The sequence below is a fragment of the Defluviimonas sp. SAOS-178_SWC genome (assembly GCF_039830135.1).
In the GTDB taxonomy this organism is placed as follows: domain Bacteria; phylum Pseudomonadota; class Alphaproteobacteria; order Rhodobacterales; family Rhodobacteraceae; genus Albidovulum.
In genome coordinates, this window is sequence record NZ_CP156081.1 from 2,471,542 (window position 1) to 2,494,652 (window position 23,111).

Annotated in this window: 16 protein-coding genes and 1 tRNA gene; 7 read left to right on the forward strand and 10 right to left on the reverse strand. The window is 64.3% G+C overall.

What is annotated here, in order from left to right:
* From V5734_RS12830 to V5734_RS12845, 4 genes are read left to right on the forward strand one after another with little or no spacing between them, the layout of a single operon-like run.
* On the forward strand, positions 1-2,772 hold the full coding sequence (locus V5734_RS12830; RefSeq protein WP_347310036.1) for a DEAD/DEAH box helicase: 2,772 nt from the start codon (positions 1-3) through the stop codon (positions 2,770-2,772).
* Between the two features lie 2 nt (positions 2,773-2,774).
* The gene (locus V5734_RS12835; RefSeq protein ID WP_347310037.1) at positions 2,775-6,662 is read left to right on the forward strand and encodes an Eco57I restriction-modification methylase domain-containing protein; all 3,888 of its coding nucleotides are present in this window, start codon (positions 2,775-2,777) and stop codon (positions 6,660-6,662) included.
* A 3-nt stretch (positions 6,663-6,665) separates the two neighbouring features.
* Positions 6,666-7,781: a CBS domain-containing protein gene (locus V5734_RS12840; RefSeq protein ID WP_347310038.1), complete on the forward strand. Its 1,116-nt coding sequence runs from the start codon at positions 6,666-6,668 to the stop codon at positions 7,779-7,781.
* 21 nt (positions 7,782-7,802) lie between these two features.
* The gene (locus tag V5734_RS12845) at positions 7,803-8,567 is read left to right on the forward strand and encodes an HNH endonuclease (RefSeq protein WP_347310040.1); all 765 of its coding nucleotides are present in this window, start codon (positions 7,803-7,805) and stop codon (positions 8,565-8,567) included.
* Between the two features lie 79 nt (positions 8,568-8,646).
* Here the strand turns inward: V5734_RS12845 and V5734_RS12850 are convergent, their stop codons facing one another.
* Both V5734_RS12850 and V5734_RS12855 read right to left on the reverse strand, forming a co-directional pair.
* Positions 8,647-9,483 (reverse strand): DUF3883 domain-containing protein, encoded by an 837-nt coding sequence (locus tag V5734_RS12850; RefSeq protein ID WP_347310041.1) that lies wholly within the window; start codon positions 9,481-9,483, stop codon positions 8,647-8,649.
* Positions 9,484-9,817: 334 nt separating this feature from the next.
* Positions 9,818-9,907: transfer RNA gene (locus V5734_RS12855), tRNA-Ser, on the reverse strand.
* A gap of 241 nt (positions 9,908-10,148) precedes the next feature.
* Here V5734_RS12855 and V5734_RS12860 point away from each other — a divergent pair.
* Entirely contained in the window at positions 10,149-10,304 is a 156-nt protein-coding gene (locus tag V5734_RS12860; protein ID WP_347310042.1) for a hypothetical protein, read from the forward strand.
* A gap of 518 nt (positions 10,305-10,822) precedes the next feature.
* On the opposite strand, the gene V5734_RS12865 is transcribed toward V5734_RS12860, so the two are convergent.
* From V5734_RS12865 to V5734_RS12900, 8 genes are read right to left on the reverse strand one after another with little or no spacing between them, the layout of a single operon-like run.
* The gene (locus tag V5734_RS12865) at positions 10,823-11,542 is read right to left on the reverse strand and encodes an alanyl-tRNA editing protein (RefSeq protein WP_347310043.1); all 720 of its coding nucleotides are present in this window, start codon (positions 11,540-11,542) and stop codon (positions 10,823-10,825) included.
* Complete coding sequence (locus tag V5734_RS12870) at positions 11,539-13,983, reverse strand: DUF3772 domain-containing protein (protein WP_347310044.1); 2,445 nt, start codon at positions 13,981-13,983, stop codon at positions 11,539-11,541. The genes V5734_RS12865 and V5734_RS12870 overlap by 4 nt, the downstream gene beginning before the upstream one ends.
* Entirely contained in the window at positions 13,983-15,014 is a 1,032-nt protein-coding gene (locus tag V5734_RS12875) for a cysteine synthase A (RefSeq protein ID WP_347310045.1), read from the reverse strand. Before V5734_RS12875 ends, V5734_RS12870 begins: the two co-directional genes overlap by 1 nt.
* A 50-nt stretch (positions 15,015-15,064) precedes the next feature.
* The gene (locus tag V5734_RS12880; RefSeq protein WP_347310046.1) at positions 15,065-16,189 is read right to left on the reverse strand and encodes an NUDIX domain-containing protein; all 1,125 of its coding nucleotides are present in this window, start codon (positions 16,187-16,189) and stop codon (positions 15,065-15,067) included.
* 4 nt (positions 16,190-16,193) lie between these two features.
* On the reverse strand, positions 16,194-16,634 hold the full coding sequence (locus V5734_RS12885; RefSeq protein ID WP_347310047.1) for a TrgA family protein: 441 nt from the start codon (positions 16,632-16,634) through the stop codon (positions 16,194-16,196).
* Positions 16,634-17,848 carry a cyclopropane-fatty-acyl-phospholipid synthase family protein gene (locus tag V5734_RS12890; RefSeq protein ID WP_347310048.1) on the reverse strand — a complete coding sequence of 405 codons (1,215 nt, stop codon included), beginning with the start codon at positions 17,846-17,848 and terminating at the stop codon, positions 16,634-16,636. Before V5734_RS12890 ends, V5734_RS12885 begins: the two co-directional genes overlap by 1 nt.
* 55 nt (positions 17,849-17,903) lie before the next feature.
* Complete coding sequence (locus V5734_RS12895; protein WP_347310049.1) at positions 17,904-19,337, reverse strand: cryptochrome/photolyase family protein; 1,434 nt, start codon at positions 19,335-19,337, stop codon at positions 17,904-17,906.
* A gap of 55 nt (positions 19,338-19,392) precedes the next feature.
* On the reverse strand, positions 19,393-20,619 hold the full coding sequence (locus V5734_RS12900) for an aminotransferase class V-fold PLP-dependent enzyme (RefSeq protein WP_347310050.1): 1,227 nt from the start codon (positions 20,617-20,619) through the stop codon (positions 19,393-19,395).
* A gap of 300 nt (positions 20,620-20,919) precedes the next feature.
* On the opposite strand from V5734_RS12900, the gene V5734_RS12905 reads away from it, so the two are divergent.
* Positions 20,920-21,336, forward strand: a complete 417-nt coding sequence (locus V5734_RS12905) for a universal stress protein (RefSeq protein ID WP_347310051.1) — start codon at positions 20,920-20,922, stop codon at positions 21,334-21,336.
* 45 nt (positions 21,337-21,381) lie between these two features.
* Positions 21,382-23,022 carry a BCCT family transporter gene (locus V5734_RS12910; RefSeq protein WP_347310052.1) on the forward strand — a complete coding sequence of 547 codons (1,641 nt, stop codon included), beginning with the start codon at positions 21,382-21,384 and terminating at the stop codon, positions 23,020-23,022.
* Positions 23,023-23,111: the final 89 nt, after the last annotated feature.

Genomic DNA, 23,111 nt, shown 5'->3' on the forward strand with positions numbered 1-23,111 from the left:
ATGACTGTGAATTTTACTCCTGGAGATCTTGTCAGAGTGCGCGGCCGTGAATGGGTTGCCTTGCCGACACCCGGCGAGGGCCTGCTCGCCCTGCGCCCCCTCTCGGGCAATGAAAACGACATCGTGGTTCTTGCTCCGGATCTCGAGCTTACACCGGTAGAAGCCGCTCGTTTCGACCTGCCTGACGATGCGCGCACGACAGTGCAGTCCAAGGCGGCCCTTCTTGCCGACGCGTTGCGACTGACCCTCCGCCGGGGGGCAGGCCCGTTCCGGTCCGCCGCACAGCTTGCTTTTGAGCCTCGGACCTACCAGCTCGTCCCGCTTCTCATGGCCCTTCGGCTTCAGGTCCCGCGTCTGTTGATTGCCGACGATGTTGGTATCGGAAAGACCATCGAAGCGGGTCTGATCCTGCGCGAACTGATGGATCGCGGAGAGGTCGATGCGTTTTCGGTTCTCTGCCCTCCGCACCTCGTGGACCAGTGGATCACTGAATTGAAGGATCGCTTCGGGATCGATGCCGTTGCCGTCACCTCCGGGACTGCCGCGCGTCTGGAGCGCAATCTCCCATTGGCGCAAACCCTTTTCGATGCCTATCCCTTCACGGTGGTCAGCCTTGACTACATCAAAGCCGAAAAACGCCGGGATGGGTTCGCCAGGGCCTGCCCGGATTTCGTTATCGTCGATGAGGCACACGCCTGCGTCGGGACGCACAAGGGAAAGCAGCAGCGCTTCGACCTGCTCCAAGGCCTAGCACGCGATCCTGAGCGTCGGTTGATCCTGCTGACAGCCACGCCGCACTCCGGGGACGAAGAGGCATTCGCTCGGCTTCTGTCGCTGATCGACACGGAATTCGGGACCGTCAACTTCGACAACCAGAAATACCGCGAGCGCCTTGTCAGGCACTTTGTTCAGCGGCGGCGCGTCGACCTGGTGGAGGGCGACTGGGATGAGAACCGCTCGTTCCCCAAGCACGAGACGACCGAATACTCGTATCGTCTGAACGACGAGCATCGGGCCTTCCAGGAAGCCGTACTTGATTACTGCTTCTCGGTCGTGTCTCGGGCTGGGGACGCGCAAAGGGATCGCCGGCTTGCGTTCTGGGGCACTCTGGCGCTGATGCGATGTGTCGGATCGTCACCCGCAGCCGCAATGAGCGCGTTGCGAAACCGGGCTTCCAATGAAGACGACCGCCTCGAGCCGCAGATTTACGACGAAGATGGCGATGATGAAGACGCCGTGGACATCGAGCCAAACACCGTCTTCTCAAATGATCCCGCTCTCCAAGGGCTGCTCGACAAGGCCAGCGAACTTCTGACGGCCGAGGATCCCAAACTGAACGCCCTCATCAAGGCCCTCAAACCCTTGATCAAAGACGGCGCTAACCCTGTCGTGTTCTGCCGCTACCTCGCCACGGCCGAACACGTGAAGGAAGGGCTTCGTAAGGCTTTCCCCAAGCTGAATGTGCAGGCCGTGACCGGTGAATTGACGCCGGACGAACGTCGCGATCGCGTGGCGGAAATGGTGGCGGAAGAAGGTGCCGCCACCGATCAGCGCATCCTTGTCGCCACGGATTGCCTGTCGGAGGGGATCAACCTTCAGCAATTGTTCGACACCGTAATCCACTACGACCTCTCCTGGAATCCGACGCGCCATCAACAGCGCGAAGGTCGCGTGGATCGTTTCGGGCAACCCGCCGAACTCGTTCGCTCGATCATGATGTTTTCGCCCGACAGCGCCATCGACGGTGCCGTCTTGGACGTCATTCTTCGCAAAGCCGAGGAAATCCGTAAGGCGACGGGCGTGACTGTGCCTCTCCCCGATGAGCGGGGACCGGTCACCGATGCGCTGATGGCTGCAATGATGCTCCGCCGTGGCGGTGGCAGCCACAAGCAGCTGACGCTGGACCTGCAGATCGGCGACGGTATCCAGGTGATGGAGACCCGCTGGCGCGATGCAAGCGAGAACGAAAAGCGGTCACGCGCCCGGTTTGCACAAAACGCCATGAAGCCGAGTGAAGTCGCTCCTGAATGGGACAAGGTGAAGTCCCTGCTTGGATCGCCAGCGGAAACGCTCGAATTTCTCGAGCGCGCGATGTCTCGGTTCGGGGTGCCCCTCGAGAAGAAGAAATCGCTGCAGTTCGCCCACGTGCATGCGCTTCAGGATAGCCTCAAGGAAAAGCTGGAGCAGCGTGGGCTGAAGGGCTCTCTGAGACTGGCCACGCAGGAACCGGTGCCCTCAGGCGCTTCACTTCTGACCAGAACCCATCCGCTGACATCGTCCCTGGCAGAAAGCCTGCTTGAAGCCTCTCTTGACACCGAAGCGCTGCCGGATCTGGGCATCGGTCGTGTCGGGGCCTGGCCGAGTGCCGCCGTCACTCAGATGACGCGTGTCGCGCTCTTGCGTATTCGCTACAAGCTGACGGTTCATGCACGGCGTGAGCGCCTCCTGCTGGCAGAGGAAGCCGCCCTCGTTGCCCTCGACAGCAATATGGTGATCGCCTCTGGCAGCGAGGCGCGCGCGTTGCTTGCCTCTCCCGCGACTGCTGATCTTGCGCCTGTCGCCCGCGACCGGATGATCAATACGGCGAAGGCGGCCCTTCCTGACCTGCTGGGCGGCCCTATTGCCGATTTCGTGCAAAAGCGTGCCGCGGAGCTGGTTGAAGACCACGCCCGCCTTCGTGCTGCCGCCGGGTCCGCGTCGCGTGTCAGTGTCGAGCCGATCATTCCCCCAGACGTCATCGGCCTCTTCGTTCTTGTTCCGGGGGAGGTGTAATCATGGCCCGCAAACCAATCACCGATATGTCCGCGTGGCCGTCGCTGAGCCTCGAAGGCAACCTGATCGCGCCAGCGATGATCGCAAAGATCGATCAGCGCCATGCACCCGAGCAATCCCCCGAGGAATACGGGGTTCGCAAAGGCCTACAGATCCGCGAAGAAATCGCCACCGCCTTCCGCGTAGGCCAATCGCATTTCGACGCCTTTGTAAAAATCGAGCAACCCTCGGCCGCCGCCACCTCGCGTTTTATCGCCGATTTCTTCAAGGAAACCTTCGGGTACAACGACCTCGCGGTAGCGGCGGCACCGATCGCGCTGATCGCGTCCGACCGTGTGCCCGTTGTCGTCGTGCCGCCGTCCGAGCTGCTTGATCGCCGCAGCCCGACGCTCTCGACGGACAGGTCGCGCTCTCCGGCCTTTGCCCTTCAGGACCACCTGAATGATCGGGACGAGGCCCTTTGGGGTATTGTGACCAACGGGATGCAGTTGCGCCTCATGCGCGACAATGCCTCGCTGACCCGTCCGGCCTATATCGAGGCCGATCTGGCGCAGATGTTCACCAACGAGGACATCGCGTCCTTCGCGGTGCTCTGGCTCTTGATCCACCGCACCCGCTTCGGCGCGGCAGACACCCCCGCCACCGATTGCCCCCTCGAACGCTGGCGCGACGCTGGCTCCAAAGAAGGCGAAGCCGCGCGTGATCGCCTGGCCGGTCAGGTCCAGCTGGCCCTCAAACTGCTCGGCTCGGGCTTCCTCGAGGCCAACCCCGACCTCGCCGCGAAACTGCATTCCGGCGAAGTGAACCTGACCGAATGGTTCAACGAACTCCTGCGTCTCGTCTACCGCCTGATCTTCCTCATGGTGGCCGAGGACCGGAACCTCCTTCACCCGGAAAAGGCCAAACCCGAGGCCCGCGCCCTCTACGCCCAGGGCTATTCGCTCCAGTCGCTGCGCAAGCAATGCTACCGCGCCGCCACCTGGGACAAGCACCATGACCGCTACGAGGGGGTGAAGATCGTCTTCCGCGCCCTCACGCAGGGCCAGCCAGCCCTTGCGCTGCCCGCCCTCGGCGGCCTCTTTGCCGAGGACCGTCTGCCCGACCTCGAAACCGCCCGCCTGCGCAACCGCGCCTTCATGGAGGCGCTCTACCGCCTGTCCTGGCTCGCCGACAAGAACGGCATGGTCCCGGTCAACTGGCGCGCGATGGAGACCGAGGAACTGGGTTCGGTCTACGAATCCCTCCTCGAATTGCAGCCGCAGCTGGGCGACGACGGCAAGACGCTGGTCTTCGCCTCCGAGGCGGCCGAGCAGAAGGGCAACCAGCGCAAGACCACCGGCTCCTACTACACGCCCGACAGTCTCGTTCAGGCGCTGCTCGATACCGCGCTCGACCCCGTGCTCGACAAGACCGAGGCCGAGGCGGACGATCCCGCCAAGGCGCTGCTGAAGCTTTCGATCATCGACCCCGCCTGTGGCTCCGGCCACTTCCTGCTGGCCGCCGCCCGCCGCATCGCCACGCGTCTCGCGCGCATCCGGGCCGAGGGCACGCCCTCGCTCGCCGACTTCCGCCATGCCCTGCGCGATGTCGCGCGCTGCTGCATCCACGGGGTGGACCGCAACCCGATGGCGGTGGAGCTGACCAAGGTCGCGCTCTGGATCGAGACGGTGGACCCCGGCCTTCCCCTCGGCTTCTTCGATGCACAGATCCGCTGCGGCGATGCGCTGCTGGGGGTGTTCGATCTGCAGGTGCTGCAGGACGGCATCCCCGATGCCGCCTACAAGCCGTTGACCGGCGACGACAAGGAAACCGCGAAATACTACCTCAAGGCCAATCGCGATGCGACGGCGGGGCAAGGCGGGTTCGACTTCGGCACCGGTCAGGCGTCGATGCCCGCAATGAAACCGCTGGCGCTGGATTTCTCGGGCTTCCGCGACCTGCCCGAGGATACGGTCGAGCAGATCGGCGCCAAGGCCAAGCGGTTCAAGGAACTGCGAAAGGGGCAGACCTTTGTTCGCGCCAAGGCGGCTGCGGACCTCTATGTGGCTGCTTTCCTGCTGCCCAAGGTGGGCGGCGCACCGGCTGGGGCATCGGCCCGCACCGTGCCGACGACCGAGGAGCTGTGGATGGCTCACAATCAGGGCAAGATGCGCCAGGCGATGGTCGAGGCGCCCAAGGCCGCCCGCAACGCCCGCGCCCTGCATTGGCCGCTCGAGTTCCCCGATGTGATGCAGCGCGGCGGGTTCGACGTGGTGCTGGGCAACCCGCCGTGGGAACGGATCAAGCTGCAGGAGCAGGAGTTTTTTGCTTCCAGGTCACCTGAGATTGCCAATGCGCCGAACAAGGCTGCGCGGGACAAGCTGATCAAGGCAATGGAGAAGGCTGACACTGGCAGCGCAGATCGCGCTCTTTTTGACGCCTTCACCGAGGCGAAGCGCGATGCTGAGGCGACCGGCGAGTTCGTCCGCGTGCCGGGCGAGGATGACGGGCGCTTTGCGCTGACCGGGCGGGGCGACGTGAACACCTATGCTCTGTTTGCCGAACTGTTTGCAAACCTCGCGCGGCAGCGGGCTGGGGTCATCGTGCCAACAGGGATTGCCACCGATGCCACCACGGCCCCTTTTTTCGCGCATCTGGTGGAGCACAAGCGACTGGCGAAACTGGTGGACTTCGAGAACTCGAAACCCATCTTCCCGAGCGTACACCGCAGCTTCAAGTTCGCTCTCTTGACCCTAGGCTACGACGAATCTACTGCCCATTTCGCCTTCTTCCTAACTGAGCCTGCACAACTGGCCGAGCCCGAGCGCAACTTCATCCTCGCGCCCGCCGAAATCGCCGCGATCAACCCGAACACTAAGACTGCGCCTGTTTTCCGCTCCCGGCGGGACGCCGAGTTGACCGCCAAGATTTTTCGCAACTCGCCCATACTGATCGACGAGGGTAAGGGACCGGCAGGCAACCCTTGGGGTGCGTATTATCTAAGATTGATCCATTTTGGTGACCATACCTCAGAACTGTATGACCAGGCGCGTGCCTGTAATGAGGGATTTGTCCGTGATGGACAGATTTGGACATCTTCGTCCGATACGCTCCTGCCTGTTTGGGAAAGCAAACTGACAAATGCTTATTGTCTGCACTACGCGACGTTCAAAGATGGCGACAAAACCGAAGCACTTTCTGAGAATACGAAGCCGGAACTGCAAACCCATAGATATTGGGTCTCAAAAGAATTCTTTCTGGGTCTGATGGAGAAATATCCACGCCAAGCAAATTGGCTTCTTGCATATCGTGATGTAGCAAGAGCCACGGACGAAAGGTCTGTCATTTCTCTTGCGCTCCCTTTTGAACCTGCTTCGATCAAACACCCGACCCTCGGTTGGAACATTGCCCACCCTGGCCATGCACTTTTGGCAAACTTGAATGCTTTGCCTCTAGATTTTGCAGCAAGACAAAAGATCAGCGGCATTTCGCTAAGTTTTTTCGTTTTGAAGCAGCTCCCGGTTCTGCCCCCCGACTTCTACACCGAACCTCGCCTCGCCTTCATCACCCCAAAGGTGCTGGAACTCACCTACACCTCGCACAGCCTCGCCCCCTTCGCCCGCGATCTGGGCCACGACGGCCCGCCCTTCACCTGGGACGAAGACCGCCGCGCGCTCCTCCGCGCCGATCTCGACGCCTTCTACGCCCGCGCCTACGGCCTGACCCGTGACGAGCTGCGCTACATCCTCGACCCCGCCGACGTGAAGGGCCCCGACTACCCCTCGGAAACCTTCCGCGTCCTCAAGGAAAAGGAAATCCGCCAGCACGGCGAATACCGCACCCGCCGCCTCGTCCTCGAAGCCTGGGACCGGATGGAAGCCAACGGCGAATTCGCAGCGATGGGGATGTGAGCGATGCAAGATGAAGTGATTGTCATAGAAGTGCCCGTTCTCGAAGAAGTCGCGAACCCCGAAATCGAGGCCGTCGCTGCCGAGTTTGAAGAGGTGAAGGCCGACGTGGCGGCGGGGCGGGAACCTTCGCGCAGCGTAAGAGAGCTGCTTCGCTGGTTTGGCGCGCGCCGCAGGCGTGGCGGAGTCGTCGAGCGCATCGAAGCAGAACTCGAAGCCGCGGGGCTGCGGACCGATCCTCATTTCACGACAACATGGATCGATGCGCCCGTGATCTTCAAGAAGCGAGAAGCGCAAGCACCCGCACCTGAGGCCGCTCCTGTTGTCGCTGCCCAGCCGGGCGCCGAGGCGGTGGAGGCTGCCAAACCAGCAGATGTCGCGGACATGACCCACCTCGTGCGCATGCTCGAGGCTGCGAACCGCGAGGTGATTTCGGTCAATCCGCAGGATCCGATCGAACGGGCCGTCACGCTGATGCTGGCCTATGACTTTTCACAACTCGCCGTCATGACCGGGCCACGTGATCTGAAGGGTGCGATCAGCTGGAAGTCCATCGGAAGCAGGCTCAGCCAACGAAACGCGTTGACCAATGTAAGTGATGCCATGGAGCAGGCGACAGAGGTCTCTGACGCAGACTCGCTCTTTGAGGTCACGAAGACCATCATTCAGCGGGACTATGTTTTCGTCCGAGCGGCTGCAGATCGAAAAATCACGGGGATCGTGACGGCTACCGACCTCAGTGAACAGTTCCAAGGTTTGTCGGAGCCGTTTCTTCTGTTGGGTAGGATCGAAAACCAGATCCGGCGGCTTATTCAGGATGTGTTCGACGTCGATGCCCTGCGCGCGGCTTGTGATGACAATGATCCAGATCGGAAGGCCGCAGTCACGAAAGCGTCACAGCTGACCTTTGGCGAGTATCAGAGAATTTTCGAGAAGGAGGAAAACTGGGCTCAGCTCGGGTTCGTCGCCTGCAGGAAAACCTTCTGTAAAGAGCTCGATGAGGTTCGTAAGCTTCGAAACGAAATCATGCATTTCCACCCCGATGTGATCGAAGACGGCGATTTCGAGCAGCTTCGCAGGTTTTCGCGTCTTCTTGAGCAGCTTGATCAACTGGCCGGCTAAGGGAGCAGGCAGGAAAGACGCATGACCATGATCGAGATGCCCCAATCCTTCGTGACCCGCCAAGAATGCGACAAGGTCGCGTTCCAGAATGGCTTCCGCCGGTCTCATGGCGAGGCGGATGGCTGGAGGCGCTACAGCTCGACGACGGCGCAAGGCTCGATCTGGATGGCGCATGATGAAGATGGCGGATGGTTGTTGGCCATCGACCATACCGGCGTGGCAGAAGAACTCGACGCAGCAGCGGCCCCGGTCGAGGGACCAGGCGTTGTGCGCTACACATTTACGACCCTGGGCCTGCTCTATGCCTTGATGCCCCGTGTCTACCAGTTGGCCGCCAGCCTTCCCAACGCGCCGCTGGCGCAATTCCAGGCCAAGGTGAAGGATCTGCCAACATCTACGGAGGCCGAACGCCTCGTCGTTCAACGTATTGGTCAGGATGTATTTCGATCGGGACTACTGGAATATTGGCAAGGGCGTTGCCCACTGACGGGTATCGCTGATACCCCGCTACTTCGCGCTTCGCATATCGTTCCCTGGAAGGATTGCCCAAGCGATGCAGAGCGCCTCGATGTTCACAATGGCCTGTTGCTCTCGGCACTCTGGGATGCTGCGTTTGACCGCGGCCTTGTCAGCTTCGATGACACAGGCCATCCATTGTTTTCGCCAGCCCTCGGAGCGGCCGCCCGCGATGAACTGCGCTGGCATCAACCAGTTAGATTGACGGATAGTCATCGCGGACGCCTTGCCTGGCATCGCGCAAATCTTTTCAAAGAAAAATCAAAGTAATGGCGGTCGCCGCAGACAAAATCCTGTCTACACTTGAGGATGAGCGAACATTGCCCAACCCATCGGCCACGGAGTGGGTTCAGTGGAAGCTCGCCTGAAACGCCGTCGCTGTGAGGGACACGTGGGCATTCAGTGGCGGGCGAAGCTCAAAGGCCTTGGGTTCGCGTGAGAAATTCCAGAGCCGGAACAGGCACCATTCCGAACGCCGCTCCTCCGCGACGGCCAGTTCGTTGCGAGTGATATGGAAGGGCGTGCGCTCCCATCCGTTCGCCGTCTTCACCTCGATCAGCCGCGGCCGCCCGTCGGGTTCGAAGCTCGCGATGTCGTAACCCGCACCGTCGCCTTCTTCTTCGGAGACCCAGATCACCTTTCGCGCGAGGTCATCACGACCAGCCGATCGGAGTTGTGCCCGCTCATGTTTCAGCATTCGCTCTTCGCCGGCGCGGCCAAGCGCTCGATTTCGCTCGTCCCGAGCCGCAACGTCGAATTTGCGCGCAACGCGCAGCACCTGCTCCAGCTCGTGCGGCGGCAGTTGGTTTGAGAGTGTGGGAGGCGGTCCAACCCAGATCTGGGACGTTTCACGGAGGCCGGTGCCTTGCGGCGTTTCTGCCACGCGGGCTAGCCAAGATGGGTTCGCCTTTAGCCAGCGGACCACTGCATCTTCCAAGGCCATCTGGAAATTGAATGCAGGTTTGTAGCCGGGGATCCGATCTTCGCCGAGCCCGATCAGAACCGCGCTGATGTTTTGGTGTTTGAACTCGACAGATCCTTCGGACCGATTGTTCAGCAGAGACAGGAGTGCGCGACGATGCTCAGCCTTGCTATAAGAGCGCCCGGAAACATCGTCGGCGAGCATTGCGAAGTAATCCGCGACAATCAGATCGTTCTCGATGTCCGTCCACGCCCCATTCGACATGCCGCCAGGCTGAAGGCGAGAAGTTCCTTTGTCATCAGGGCTTTCAGGCGTCCGCGCTCGACAGGCACGCCCGCCGCTATTAGCCGCTACATTACGCTGAACGCCACGAATTCAGCCCCGCTCCAGCTTCGAAATGGCCCAAAGTCAAGTCCAACGCCTGAAGCCGCGGCCGAAAACCGTATCGCGCCAAATGCCAAACAGAGACTCGCGCCATTCTGGGCGGCTATTTCGTCTGGAATTTCAAGTCTCTAGGGGGCATCGCGCCTCGTATGTCGCGGAAACCACGCCACAATAGGTGAGGTTAAAAATCGTTTACAATCAATGACTTATGTGGTGGCGGAGAGAGAGGGATTCGAACCCTCGAGACGGTTCCCCGCCTACACACTTTCCAGGCGTGCGCCTTCGACCACTCGGCCACCTCTCCGTGAGGCGCCGTTATAGCGGGCAATGCGGCACGATCAAGGGCGAAGTCAGCGGAAGAGAAGGCGTTTGCGGAACTTTTCGCGCCGCGGCATAAAGCGTTCGCATTGCCTGCTGTCGTCGTCGTCGGGCGAGGGCAATGCGGCGCTTGCTGAGGGGCCCTTGCGTTCCCCGCCGCGTTCCGTGCGGTGGTTCGGAGGGTGAGATGCCGGTGAAGCCGCATGAGTTCGTTCACGAAGATCGCCATGAACTCGGCGGCCCGGTCGCCTGATCGAAGAAGCATGGTCCCGCCGGTATTCCTGACCGGCGCGGCCGGGAACTTTATGGAGCCGGAGAAGAAGCGGCGCGATGTGATGAAAGGACCGATCATCATCGGCTTGGTGTGGATGACGTCGATGTAGCCGGTCTTGCGGTGGCGGTCCTCGCCCTCGAACCAGCGGCCGAGCGCCTCGCCTTCAGGCCCCGCCGCGACGCCTTGATTGGACAGCGTCGCGCCCGTCACGACGCTGTCGTCTGGATGGGCGTCGGTGCGGCCGGATAGTTCCGCGACGATCCTGCGCGGCGTGCCGGACGGGCCGGTGAGGGCCGCGCCCATCTCGGGCGCGGCACCGAAGGCGGCGGCGAGAAATCCTGCCTCTTCCGCCCGCGTCATCTGGTCCGCATACCGGCCGAGCATGCCTTCGGGCCGGGGTGGATCGACTGGTGTCAGCGTATTGGAGCGAGCGGCGATGAGTCGGGATTAAGCATCGCCGCCCGGTTGGCGAAGGCGGCCCCGTCCAGGCAGGTATCACCGGTCGCGGGTCTTGACACTGACCCCGCTTTTCGTCCGACGCGTCGCGGCACTCCGTCCCGACGAGCGCAGGATCCGAGACCGCCCTGGCGCCGGTCAAAGAGGTTGCGTCGCGCGAACGGCCGTGCGTCAGTCGGAGAGGATGAGACTGACCCGCCGGTTCTGGCGGCCTTTCTTTTCGATCTTGCCGATCGTCACGCGGCCGATCTCCCCGGTCCGGGCGACATGGGTGCCGCCGCAGGGTTGCAGGTCGATCTGCTCGCCCCCCTGCCCGATCCGGATCAGCCGGACGCGACCCTGCCCGATCGGCGGCGCGACCGACATCGTCTTGACGAGGCCCGGATTGGCGGCGAGTTCCTCGTCGGTGATCCAGTCCCCGGTCACGGGCAGATCGCGGGCGACGAGCTCGTTCACCCGCTCCTCCAGCGCGGTCACGTCGCCCGGCGGGTGCGGCATGTCGAAGTCGAGCCGGCCTTTCTCGGCGCCGATCTGGCCGCCGGTCACTGGCAGCGGGATGACGACCGACAGGAGGTGCAGGCCGGTATGGACCCGCATGTGGCGATAGCGCCGCCCCCAGTCGAGGCGCTGGCGGACAAGCGCGCCAACGGGCGGCAACGGCTGCGGCTCCGCCGGCACGAGGACGACGGCGCCCTCCCCGCCCTTCACGGTCGTGGCGATGTCGATCCGGCCGCCGGACCATTCCAGATGCCCGCTGTCACCGGGCTGGCCGCCGCCCGTCGGGTAGAAGAGGCTCGCGTCGAGGATGATGCCGCCTTCGGCGGTATGGCCGGTGACATGCGCCGGTGCCTCGCGCAGGTAGGCATCATCACGGAACAGAAGCGCGGTCACAGTTCATCCCCATCCGCGAGAGCGTCGGCGTCGGGATCGTTGCGGATCCGGGACGGGTCCGTCTCGGCGGCCTCGACGGGCTTCGCCGGCGCCTCGGGCTTCGGCTCCGGCGCCTTGCCGCGCCCTCCCGGCACAAGCGCCTCGGGATTGCGGATCCAGAGGTCGCGTTGCGCGAACGGAATCTCGATCCCCTCGGCCGCGAAGCGCTCGGCGATCTGGTGCAGGATCTCGGACTGGACGACCATCTTGAAGTTGACGTCGGACAGGATCGTCCGGATCTCGAAGTTCAGGCTGTCGGCGCCGAACCCCACGAAGAACACGTTCGGCGCGGGGTCGACCATGACCAGCGGCTGCGCCTCGGCGATCTCCTTCAGCAGCGTCTCGACCCGGCGGGTATCGGTGCCGTAGGCAACCCCCACAGGAATGATCAGCCGGCCCGTCAGGTTCCCGCGCGTGAGGTTCGTCACCACGCCCGAGACGAGATCGGCATTCGGCACGATCACATCCGTGCGGTCAAAGGTCTCGATCCAGGTCGAGCGCACGGAGATCCCCTTCACCGTGCCGAACTGGCCATTGACCTCGATCATGTCGCCTTCCGAGATCGGCCGTTCGATCAGGAGGATGATGCCCGACACGAAGTTCTGCACGATGTTCTGCAGGCCGAAACCGATACCGACCGACAGTGCCCCGACGACATACCCGAATACCGAGAGGTCGATCCCCGCCCCGGTGATCGCAATAAGCGCGGCAAGGATGATCCCGACATAGCCGATCCCCGAGATCAGCGCGTTCTGCACACCCTTGTCGAGCTTCGTGCGCGGCAGGATCGCCGACTTCAATGCCCCCTGCGCCAGCCGGGTGATCGTGTAGCCGATCGCAAAGATGATGAGGAATGTAACGAGAACCGCGGGCGACAGCCTCGTATCGCCGATGGCAACGCCTTCGCTGAACCGCGTCCACGCCTCGGAAAGATCGGTGACCCTCGCGCCCCAGATCAGCGCGAAGAGCGGCACCGCGAGGATCGTCAGGAGAAAGCCGAAGAGGACCGGCAGCAGGGCCTCCCGCCCTTCCTCGCCGGATTGGGTGGCGACGAGGTAGATATCGGTCGCGAAGCGCTGCAAGAGCACGATCATTCCAACGAGACCGAGCGAGGACACGGTCGGCCAGATCAGCGCGTTCGCCGCCGCGACATATCCGATGACCGCGAGGAGCGGCGCGAGGATCGACACCGCCATCACGGCCATGCCGATCGTGCCGACGATGCGATCCCGGAATTCCGCGGCGGCAATGCGCGCGCCAGCCTCATGGCGCGGGCGAAGAAGCTGGCCGAGGCGGAAGAGGAAGATCGCGAGGATCAAGACAAGGGGCGCCGCCCAGACGGCCTGCGCCGCCATCGACAGGGGCGGCCGCACCTCGGTGATGAAGGCGCGGCGGAAGGCTTCCAGGGCCAACATGAGCGCGATCATGTTGACGTGGAACCGCGCCTCGGCCGGGCGGGCGGACAAGGGCGCGCCAATGCCGTCGACACGGAAGAGCCAGCCACCGATCCAGCGCGCCGTGAAGAACGAGAAGGCCGCCGTCGGCAGCGCCGAGATCAGGGCGCCCGAGCGCAGGCCGGTCATGCCGGTCGCCTTGATCGCCGCAACCAGAAGGATCATGCCGCCGACCGGCACGATCACCTGTCCGAGCGACAGGATCGCGGCGGCGATATCGCGGCCCTTCAAGGAGGCACCGCTCTGGAGCCGGAGCGAAAGCCGCTCGATGAAGATCGGACCGCGCAGGAGAAGAACGCCGGCGATGGCGAGGAGGAGAACGATCACGGGAAGGTTGTTCTTCAGTTCCGTCCGCCGCGCCGGGTTCTTCCAGGCGTCCACGGTTTCGGTCCAAAGCGTCTTGGTGCCTTGCGTCAGCACGGCCCATCCGGCCGGCCAGTTGCTCGGGTTGACCGGTGTCGGCGACAGCCTGAGAAGCTCGCTCGCTTGCCGCGCGCGGACGCGGGCGTCGATCTGGCGGATCAGCCCGTCCGCCCGGCTGCGGGCCTCGACGGCGGTGATCCCCGGGGCCTGGAGCTTGGCCAGCTGATCGTTCAGGGCCTTTCGCCGGTCGGCGATTTCCGGCGCGTCCGGCTTGTCCTCGGACGGTGCGGGGCCGAGCGAGGAGATCTGGCCCTTGACCGTCTCGATCTGTGCCGCATTGGCATTCTGCGCCTGCGTGAACTTGGCGCGCCAGTCGACGATGTCGCTTCGGACCTTTTCCAGCGCGTCCGTGCTTGCACGGTCGGACGCCAGCGCCTCCTCCGCGCGTTTCGCGACCTGTTCCCAGGCCTTGTAGTCCGGCTCCTGAACGTCCTGCGCCGCGACCGCGAGCGGCGTCAGCACCAGCGGCAGCGCCGGCACAAGGCCGAGGCAGAGGGCGAGGAGAAGTCCGCGAAGCGCCCGCATCAGTCGACGAACGCGCTCGGCACCGCGCGCGGCGCCCTGGCGAGCCAGTCCGGCACCGGCAGGCCCTTGGCCTTCAGGAAGTCCGGGTTGAAGAGCTTCGACTGATAGCGCGTTCCATAGTCGCAAAGCGGCGTGACGATCGTGTGCCCCGGCCCCATTTCCAGCGCCATGCGGATTGCGCCGGCGATATTGATCCCGGTCGAGCCGCCCATGCAGAGCCCCTCCTCGACGAGAAGGTCGAAGACGATGGGCAGCGCCTCGGAATCGGGAATGCACCAGGCCATGTCCGGCGTGATCCCTTCGAGGTTGGCGGTGATCCGCCCCTGCCCGATGCCCTCGGTGATCGAAGAGCCTTCGGCTTTCAGCTCGCCGGTCGTGTAATAGCTGAACAGCGCCGCGCCCTCGGGATCGGCAAGGCCGATCTTCACGCCCTTCGGCTGCAAGGCCATCGCGACACCGGCAAGCGTGCCGCCGGACCCGACGGCCGAGACAAAGCCGTCAACCTTGCCACCGGTCTGTTCCCAGATCTCCGGCGCCGTCGTCTCGATATGCGCCTGGCGGTTGGCGACATTGTCGAACTGATTGGCCCAGATCGCGCCGTTTGGTTCGGTTTGTGCAAGCATTTCGGCAAGGCGGCCCGAATATCGCACGTAATTGTTCGGATTCTTATAGGGCGCAGCCGGCACCTGAACCAGATCGGCCCCTGCGAGACGCAGCATGTCCTTCTTTTCCTGGCTCTGGGTCTCGGGAATCACGATCACCGTCTTGAACCCCATCGACGCGCCGACGAGCGCGAGACCGATACCGGTATTCCCCGCCGTGCCCTCGACGATGGTGCCACCGGGTTTCAGAAGCCCCTTCGCCATCGCGTCACGAATGATGAACAGCGCGGCGCGGTCCTTGACCGACTGGCCGGGATTCATGAATTCCGCCTTGCCGAGGATCTCGCAGCCGGTGATCTCGCTGGCCTTGCGCAGCCGGATCAGCGGCGTCTTGCCAACGGCATCGGCGAGGTCACTGTAAACACGCATCTGGATCCTCCTGTCGCCCGTCCCATTCCTAGGACGCGGGCCGTCCGACCTCAAGCCCCGGCTTCGGCGCGCAGCCGCGCCCGGTTGCGGTCGAGCCAGTAGGCCAACACGATCAGCGGGCCGGTATTCACCTCGCCCGTCTCGACCATCTCCATCAGCCGCTCGAAGGGCAGGACATGGGCGCGGATATCCTCGGCCTCGGTCAGGAGACCGCCGAGACCGGCGGCGTCGTCCGGCAGATCGGCAAGGCCGATATAGGTATAGAGATATTCGCCCATCGCCGCCGGTGAGGGATAGTGGTTCGACGCCGGCAAAAGCGCGTGGAGGGCAAGCCCCGCCTCCTCCTCCGCCTCGCGCCGCGCCGTCTCCTCAGGGGTCTCGCCCGCATCGACCCGACCGGCCGGCGCCTCCAGAAGCCAGGCGCACCGGTCGCCGCGGGCATGCGGCCCCATGCGGAACTGTTCGATCAGCAGGACCCGGTCGCGGACCGGATCATAGGGCAGCACGACGGTCGCGTCGCCGCAGAGGAAGACGCCGCGATTGACCTCGGGGCTCATGGTGCCGTCGAAGCGGCGGAAGCGAAGGTCAAACTCCTCGACGGCGAAATAGTTCGCGTAGACTTGCCGCACCCGCGTCTCGGCAACGTCGTCCGGCGCGGGCCGACGACGGGTCGTCAGCCTGGTCGCCTCGTGCCCGGCCCGGACCCGCGCCCCGCCGCGCATCAGCATCATGCCGTAGCGTGCCCAGAGCCGCTCGGCCGGCACGACCCCCATCTGGCGCATGAAATCGCCGGCTGTCGCCACCGCGATCTCGCCCCAGCGGGCGACCCAGTCGGATAGTGACCACGCCGCGCCAGGCTCCCAGCGACCGGGTTCCGGGAAATAGGCCCGCGCGCGACGCGGCCCCTCCGCTGTCTCGATCGTCATCTCGCGGGTGACGAAGGCGAACCCCGCCTCGTAGAAATCGAGGCGCGCGACATCGGCCTCGCTGAGACCGGGCACCCAAAGTCCGTCCGCCCCGGCGCCCCCTTGCCCGATCATCGGGAACGCCCCGTCGGCGGCCCAGGCGACGGAATGATCCGGCAAGCATGCCGGCACCACCCGAACCTCGCGGCCCAGAACCACGCGCAGAAGCGGCGGGTGGCAGAGCGACCCGTAGAAGAAGAAATCGGTCAAGGGTCTATTTCCAGCGCCGCGCCGCCCATTCGGACAAAAGCCCGGCAAGCGCGCCGCCAAGGACAAGAACCGCGATCACGTCCCAGGCGATCATCGTCAGAAAGAAATCGATCGCCAGTTCGAAGATCCCGACGACCGCCTCCATCGGCCCCTTGTAGGCCGGCCGGAACGCGAGAAGGAACATCTCGTAGGTGGAGAAGATGATCAACGCCATCCCGACCATCACGGCAGAGGTCTTCAACCCGGAATTCACCGCCTGCCAGTTGCCGTGCCCGGCTTCCGGCCCCATGACTCGCCAGCCTGCGACAAGTCCGATCAGCGCCGAGACAAAGGAGAAATAGCCGAACTTCGTGCCCTCGGGCATGTGCGGCTTGAAGATTTCGGCCGTGAAAAAGGCCAGCACCGCGAAAGCGAAGGCGGCGAAGAGCTTGGCTGCCGTGGGCACTAGACTGCTGGCCTCGTAACGGTGATCTGCGTTACGTCGCAGTTTCCGCCGTGAAACGCCCCGGCGCAAGAGGTCAGATAGAAATTCCACATGCGCTGGAAACGGGTATCGAAGCCGAGCGAGGCGACCTCGTCCCAGCGCTCGTTGAAAACGTCGTGCCAGCGCCTGAGCGTCTGGCTGTAGCTCTCGCCGAACTCGAAGGATCCGACAAGGCCGAGGCCCGCCCGGCTGATTTCGGCCCTGAGCGCGGATGGCGATGGCAACATGCCGCCGGGAAAGATGTATTTCTGAATGAAGTCAACGCCTTTCCGGTAGATCTCAAAGCGTTTTTCCTGCAAGGTGATGATCTGCAACGTCGCATTCCGGCCGGGCTTCAGCCGCTCGCGCAGCGTCTCGAAATAGACCGGCCAGTACTTTTCGCCCACAGCCTCGAACATCTCGATCGAGGCGATCCCGTCGTAGGTTCCTTGCTCGTCGCGGTAGTCCTGCAACTTCAACTCAACCTTGCTGGAGAGCCCTGCCCGCGCGATCCTGGCCCTGGCATAGGCGAGTTGCTCTTTCGAAATCGTCAGGCCCGTGACTTTAAGGCCACGCTCCTTCGCCGCATATTCGGCAAATCCGCCCCAGCCGCAGCCGATTTCGAGCACGTGATCGCCGGGTTTGACGCCCATCCGGTCGACGAGCGAGGCATATTTCTCCCTCTGCGCGGCCTCCAGGCTTTCCTGTCCTGTCCTGAAGAGCGCCGAGGAATAGGTCATGCTCTGATCGAGCCAGAGCGCATAGAAGTCGTTACCGAGGTCGTAGTGATAAGAGATGTTGCGCTTCGCCTGCCGGCGCGAATTGGACTTGAGCAGATGACGCATCCGTTCGTAGGCGCGAACGAAGGCCATTCCCGGGAAACCGTCGTAGATACTCTCATTATCCGCGTGGACGAGGTCCATGAAGGCTTGCAGGTCGGGCGTCGACCAACCGCCTTCCAGATAGGCCTCGCAGAACCCCAGATCGCCTTCGCGGATCAGGCGCGCGAAGATGTCGTCGTCATGAACCCGGATCTCGCCAACCGGACCGGCGCCAGATCCCTCGGCCCGGAAACGCCGGCCGTCCTGCAAGACGAAATCGAGCCGGCCGTTCTGAATGCCGCCCGCAATCCGGAAGACCTGCGCGAAGTAGCGCGGCAGGTCGCTCTGGCCGTCGGTGCTGCGCAGGATTTCCATTGCAATCCCCCTACAACCGGAGCGTAGCCCGCCCATGCGTCTTCGGGCAAGCGGGTCATTTCGCGGTTGCAGCATCCCGCGTCGCATAGGCGTCGAGCGCCCGCTTGCGGCCCACGGCAAGGTCGATCATCCGCGCCGGATAGGGGGAATTCGGCGAAAGCCGCCAGTGCAACGGTGTCGCCTCGAAATAGGCGCGCGCCGTCTCGGGCGGCTTCTTTTGTCCCTCGGCGATATAGGCACGCCTGTACCCGCCGTCGGGGTCGAACTTCTCGGCCTGGGTTGCGGGATTGAAGATGCGGAAGAACGGCGCCGCGTCCGGCCCCGACCCGGCCACCCACTGCCAACCCATGGCATTCGCGGCCGGATCCCAGTCGGTCAGGCACTCGGCGAACCAGCGAAGGCCGACCCGCCAGTCGGTCAAGAGGTGCTTGGTGAGGTAGGATGCCGCGACCATCCGCGCCCGGTTATGCATCCGGCCGGTGACGAACATCTCGCGCATGGCGGCGTCGACGAAGGGTTCTCCGGTCAGGCCGCGACGCCAGCGTTCCGCATCCGCGTTGTCGCCCCGCCAGGGAAAGTTGTCCCAGTCCGCGCGCCAGTTGCGGCGGTCCATGTCCGGCGCGTGGTACATGAGATGCCAGGCGAACTCGCGCCAGCCAAGCTCCGACAGGAACTTTTCGGCGCCCGCAACGCCGTCATCGCGGGCCGCCATCGCCGCCTGCCAAATCGTACGCGGCGATATCTCGCCCCAGGCGAGGTGCTCCGACAGGCCCGACGTGGCGTCCCGCATCGGATAGTCGCGATCCGTCCCGTAGCGGGAAAGCTTATCATGAAGAAAGGCATCGAGCCGTGCCCGGGCCGCGACCTCCCCGACCGAGGCAAAGCGCCCGACGACCGCCGCCCCGCGTTTCATCGCCGTCCCCATCGCCCAGTCCGCAAGGCTTTCTGACCCCGGCCAGGCCCCAGGTGGCGGGAGCCGCGTCGGTGCGCGGTCCGGTCCGCCCGGATCGCGTCCGCGCACCGCGCGCCAGAACGGCGTGTAAACGCTGTAGGGCCGGCCCTGCCCCGTCTCGACGGTCCAGGGTTCGAAAAGTACGGCACCGGGGAAGCTCCGAGCCCCGATCCCCGCCGCGCCAAGAGTCGCCTTGACCTCCCGGTCGCGCGCGACAGAATCCCGGTCGTAGCCGCGCGTCCAGTGGACCGAACCTGCCCCGGTCTCGGCCACCAGCGCCCGCAGCACGTCAAGGGCCGGGCCCCGCCGCAACACAAGCCGCGACCCGATCACCTCAAGCGTCCGGGCGAACGCCGCCACGCCCTCGCCCAGCCGCCATTTCGCCGCGGCGCCGAGCGTCTCGACCGTTTCGTCATGGACGAAGACCGGGATGACCGGCCGCCCCGTCGCCACCGCCGCCACCAGCGCCGGATGATCCGCAAGCCGCAGGTCGCGCCGGAACCAGAGGATGACCGCTGCGTGCTCCTCAACTGTCATCGTGGTTAAAATACCTCCAGGGCGCGCGGCGGGCGCCCCTGACCGCGCACCGCTCTCACAGCACCCGTTCCAGCGCGCCGATCAGCCTCGCGACGTCCTCGGCCGAGGTATAATGCACCATCGACAGCCGCAGCACCCCGACCGCCGGGTCGATCCCCATCGCTGTAAGCGGCCGGACGGCATAGAAATCGCCCGCCCAGCAATTGATCCCGTGTTCCGCCAGGGCAACCGAAACCGGCTCCGCCGCACGGCCGAGATCCACCGCCACCGTCGGCGCCCGCGCCCCGGCATCGCGAGGGCCGATCAGCCGGACATCGTTACGCGCCGCGAGGTAGTCGAGAAGCGGCTGGCAAACCGCCACCTCCTGCGCCCGCATGAGATCGTGCACCGCCGCCGCGCGCTTCGCCGCATCCGGCTCCGGGGCGAAGTGATGGGCGTGGAGCGCGTCGAAATAATCCGCGATCCCGGCAGAGGCCGCGACCTGCGCGTGGTCGGGCCCCGCGGGCGTGAAGCGCTTGTAAAGCGTGTCGCCGTTGAAGCAATGACCCTGATTGGGCAGTGCCATTCCCAGTTCCTCGCGGATCGCCATGATCCCCTGATGCGGCCCGTAAGTCTTGTAGGCCGAGAAGAGATAGATGTCGGCGCCGAGCGCGCCCACATCCGGTATCCCGTGCGGCGCATAACTCACCCCGTCGACGCAGGCTGCGGCTCCGGCGGCATGGGCCATCGCCACGATCCCGGCCACCGGGTTGATCTCGGCCACCACGTTCGAGCAATGCGGAAAGCAGACGAGCCGGACCCGGCCGTCCGCCAGCAAAGGCCCGAGCCTGTCCGGGTCGAGATGCCCGGTCGCCGGGTCGATCGTCCACTCCCGAACCTCGACCCCGTCTTCCGCCAGTCGCCGCCAGGGTCCGGAATTCGCCTCGTGATCCTGATCGGTGACAACGATCGCCTCGCCGGGTTTCAGCCAGCGGCGCACCGCCTGCGCGAGAACGTAGGCATTTTGCGTCGTGGACGGGCCGAAGCTCAATTCATGCGTCTTCACCCCCATCATCGCGGCCAGCCGCGCCCGGGCCTCGTCCATTTCGGCTCCGCCCGCCTCGGCCGCCGCGTAGGGCGCATAGGGTTGAACCTTCCGCTCCCGGTAGAACCGCGTCAGCCGGTCGATCACCTGACCGCAGGCATAGGAGCCGCCGGCATTCTCGAAGAACGCCTTGTCGGCGAGCTCCGGCACCGAAAACGCTGGAAACTGGCGACGAGCGAAACCGAGATCTAGCTGCATGAACCCCTCATTGACATCTGCCCGGCCACCCTGCCCCGGCGCGACGCGGGCCGCAATGGCAAGCGCCCGGTCCGGCTCCGGCAAACGAAGACGCGCGCCGCGCGACCTTGATCCAAATGCGACCTTTTATGACGCAAACGGACATCGTATGATCGCAAACAGTCCCGACACGGTGCGGCGGGGGCCGCATGGTCCGGTTACGCCATCCGGCCGCACCGGCGCTTCCGGTCCGACCGCCCCGATCATCGGGCCCTGCCGTCGCCACGGCGGCGCCCGTCACACCCGAGGAAGGAGGACCGCGTGTTCAAGAAAATCATGGTTCCGGTGGACCTGCGCCATATAGAGCGACTGGGCCGGGCATTGCAGGCCGCCGCCGATCTCGCACGGCTCTATTCGGCCAGCGTCTGCTACGTCAGCGTCACCACCTCCGAACCGAACGAGTTCGGCCACACGCCTCAAGAGGCGGCCCGGCACTTCGCCGACTGGGGCCAGGCAGAGGCCGAACGCCGGGGGCACGCAGCCGATACACGTATGGTGGTCAGCCACGACCCGACGGTTGAACTCGACAAGGCGCTGATCGACACCATCGACACGCTCGGCGCCGACCTCGTCGTCATGGCGACACATATGCCGAACGTCGCCGACTACATCTGGGCGTCGCATGGCGGAACGCTGGCGATGCATTCGTGCGCGTCGGTAATGCTCCTGCGCGGCTGAGACCCCGCAGGACCGACGAAATTCCCGACAGGAGAAGGAGGCCACATGGCCGAACAGGACAACAGCCCAGGGATCCCGGTACCGGAAGGTGCCGCCGCCATCATCGACACCGATTACACGATCGGGCAGGACAACGTGGAGGGCCAACTCGGCCCCTTCGGCTTCGACGTGCACAACCCGGTCTTCCTGATTTCGGGACTGTCGATCGTCGCCTTCGTCTTCTACGCGCTGGCGCTGCCCGAGCAGGCCGCGACCGTCTTCGGCTGGCTTCGCCCCTGGCTCACCTCGACCTTCGACTGGTTCTTCCTCGGCGCGGCCAACATCTTCGTCCTGTTCTGCCTGTTCCTCATCGTCAGCCCCTGGGGCGCGGTGCGGCTAGGCGGCGTGGACGCGACGCCCGACTACAGCTACATCGGCTGGTTCGCGATGCTCTTCGCCGCCGGGATGGGGATCGGGCTGATGTTCTTCGGCGTGCTCGAGCCGGTCTATCACATGGCGATCTCCGAACCGCTCGGTGTGCCGTCTCCAATTGCCGAGGACGGCTCGATCATCGCGGAGAACGTCGATGCGGCGAAGAAGATGGGTCTCGCCGCGACGATCTATCACTGGGGGCTGCACCCGTGGGCCATCTACGCCATCGTCGCGCTCGCGCTCGCGCTCTTCACGTTCAACAAGGGGCTGCCGCTGACGATCCGGTCGGCCTTCCACCCGATCTTCGGCGAAGCGATCTGGGGCTGGGTCGGCCACGTCATCGACACGCTAGCGGTTTTCGCCACGCTCTTCGGGCTCGCCACCTCGCTCGGTTTCGGGGCGCAGCAGGCCAATGCCGGGCTTGAACATATCTTCGGCATCCCGAACACGATCACCGTGCAGGTCGTGCTGATCACCATCATCACCGGCATAGCGCTCGTCTCGGTCCTGCGCGGGCTCGACGGGGGCGTGAAGGTGCTCTCCGAGATCAACATGGCAATCGCGGCACTGCTGCTGGTCTTCGTTCTCATCGCCGGACCGACCGGAACGATCTTCGCCGACTTCATTGCCGGTCTCGCGGCCTATGCCGCCGATATCGTGCCGCTTTCGAACCCCTTCGGGCGCGAGGATACCGGCTACATGCAAGGCTGGACGGCCTTCTACTGGGCCTGGTGGATCAGCTGGTCGCCCTTCGTCGGCATGTTCATCGCCCGTGTCTCGCGCGGCCGGACGGTGCGGGAATTCATCACCTGCGTTCTGATCATCCCCTCGCTCGTCTGCGTACTCTGGATGGCGGCCTTCGGCGGCGTGGCGATCGACCAGGTGCTGACCGACCCGACGACAAGCGCGGTCAAGGCGCAGGTCATCGACAGCTACAACCCGCCGCTGTCGCTCTTTGCCATGCTGGAGGGGCTGCCGCTCGCGTCGATCACCTCGTTCATCGGGATTATTCTGGTGATCGTCTTCTTCGTGACCTCGTCGGATTCGGGCTCGCTCGTCATCGACACGATCACGGCGGGCGGCAAGGTCGACGCGCCGCTGCCGCAACGGGTGTTCTGGTGCACGTTCGAAGGCGCGGTCGCCATCGTCCTCCTGATCGGCGGCGGGCTCGGCGCATTGCAAGCCATGGTCATCTCGACCGGCCTGCCCTTCACGCTCGTGCTCCTCCTGATGTGCCTGGCAATCTTCAAGGGCCTGCGGAGCGAGACGCGCTGACGGCTGCGGCGGGCGCTCCTTTCGGAAGGGAGCGCCCGTGGCCTTTGCGGTACGGGGATCGCCCTCCCGGTGCATCGGACGGATTGCGC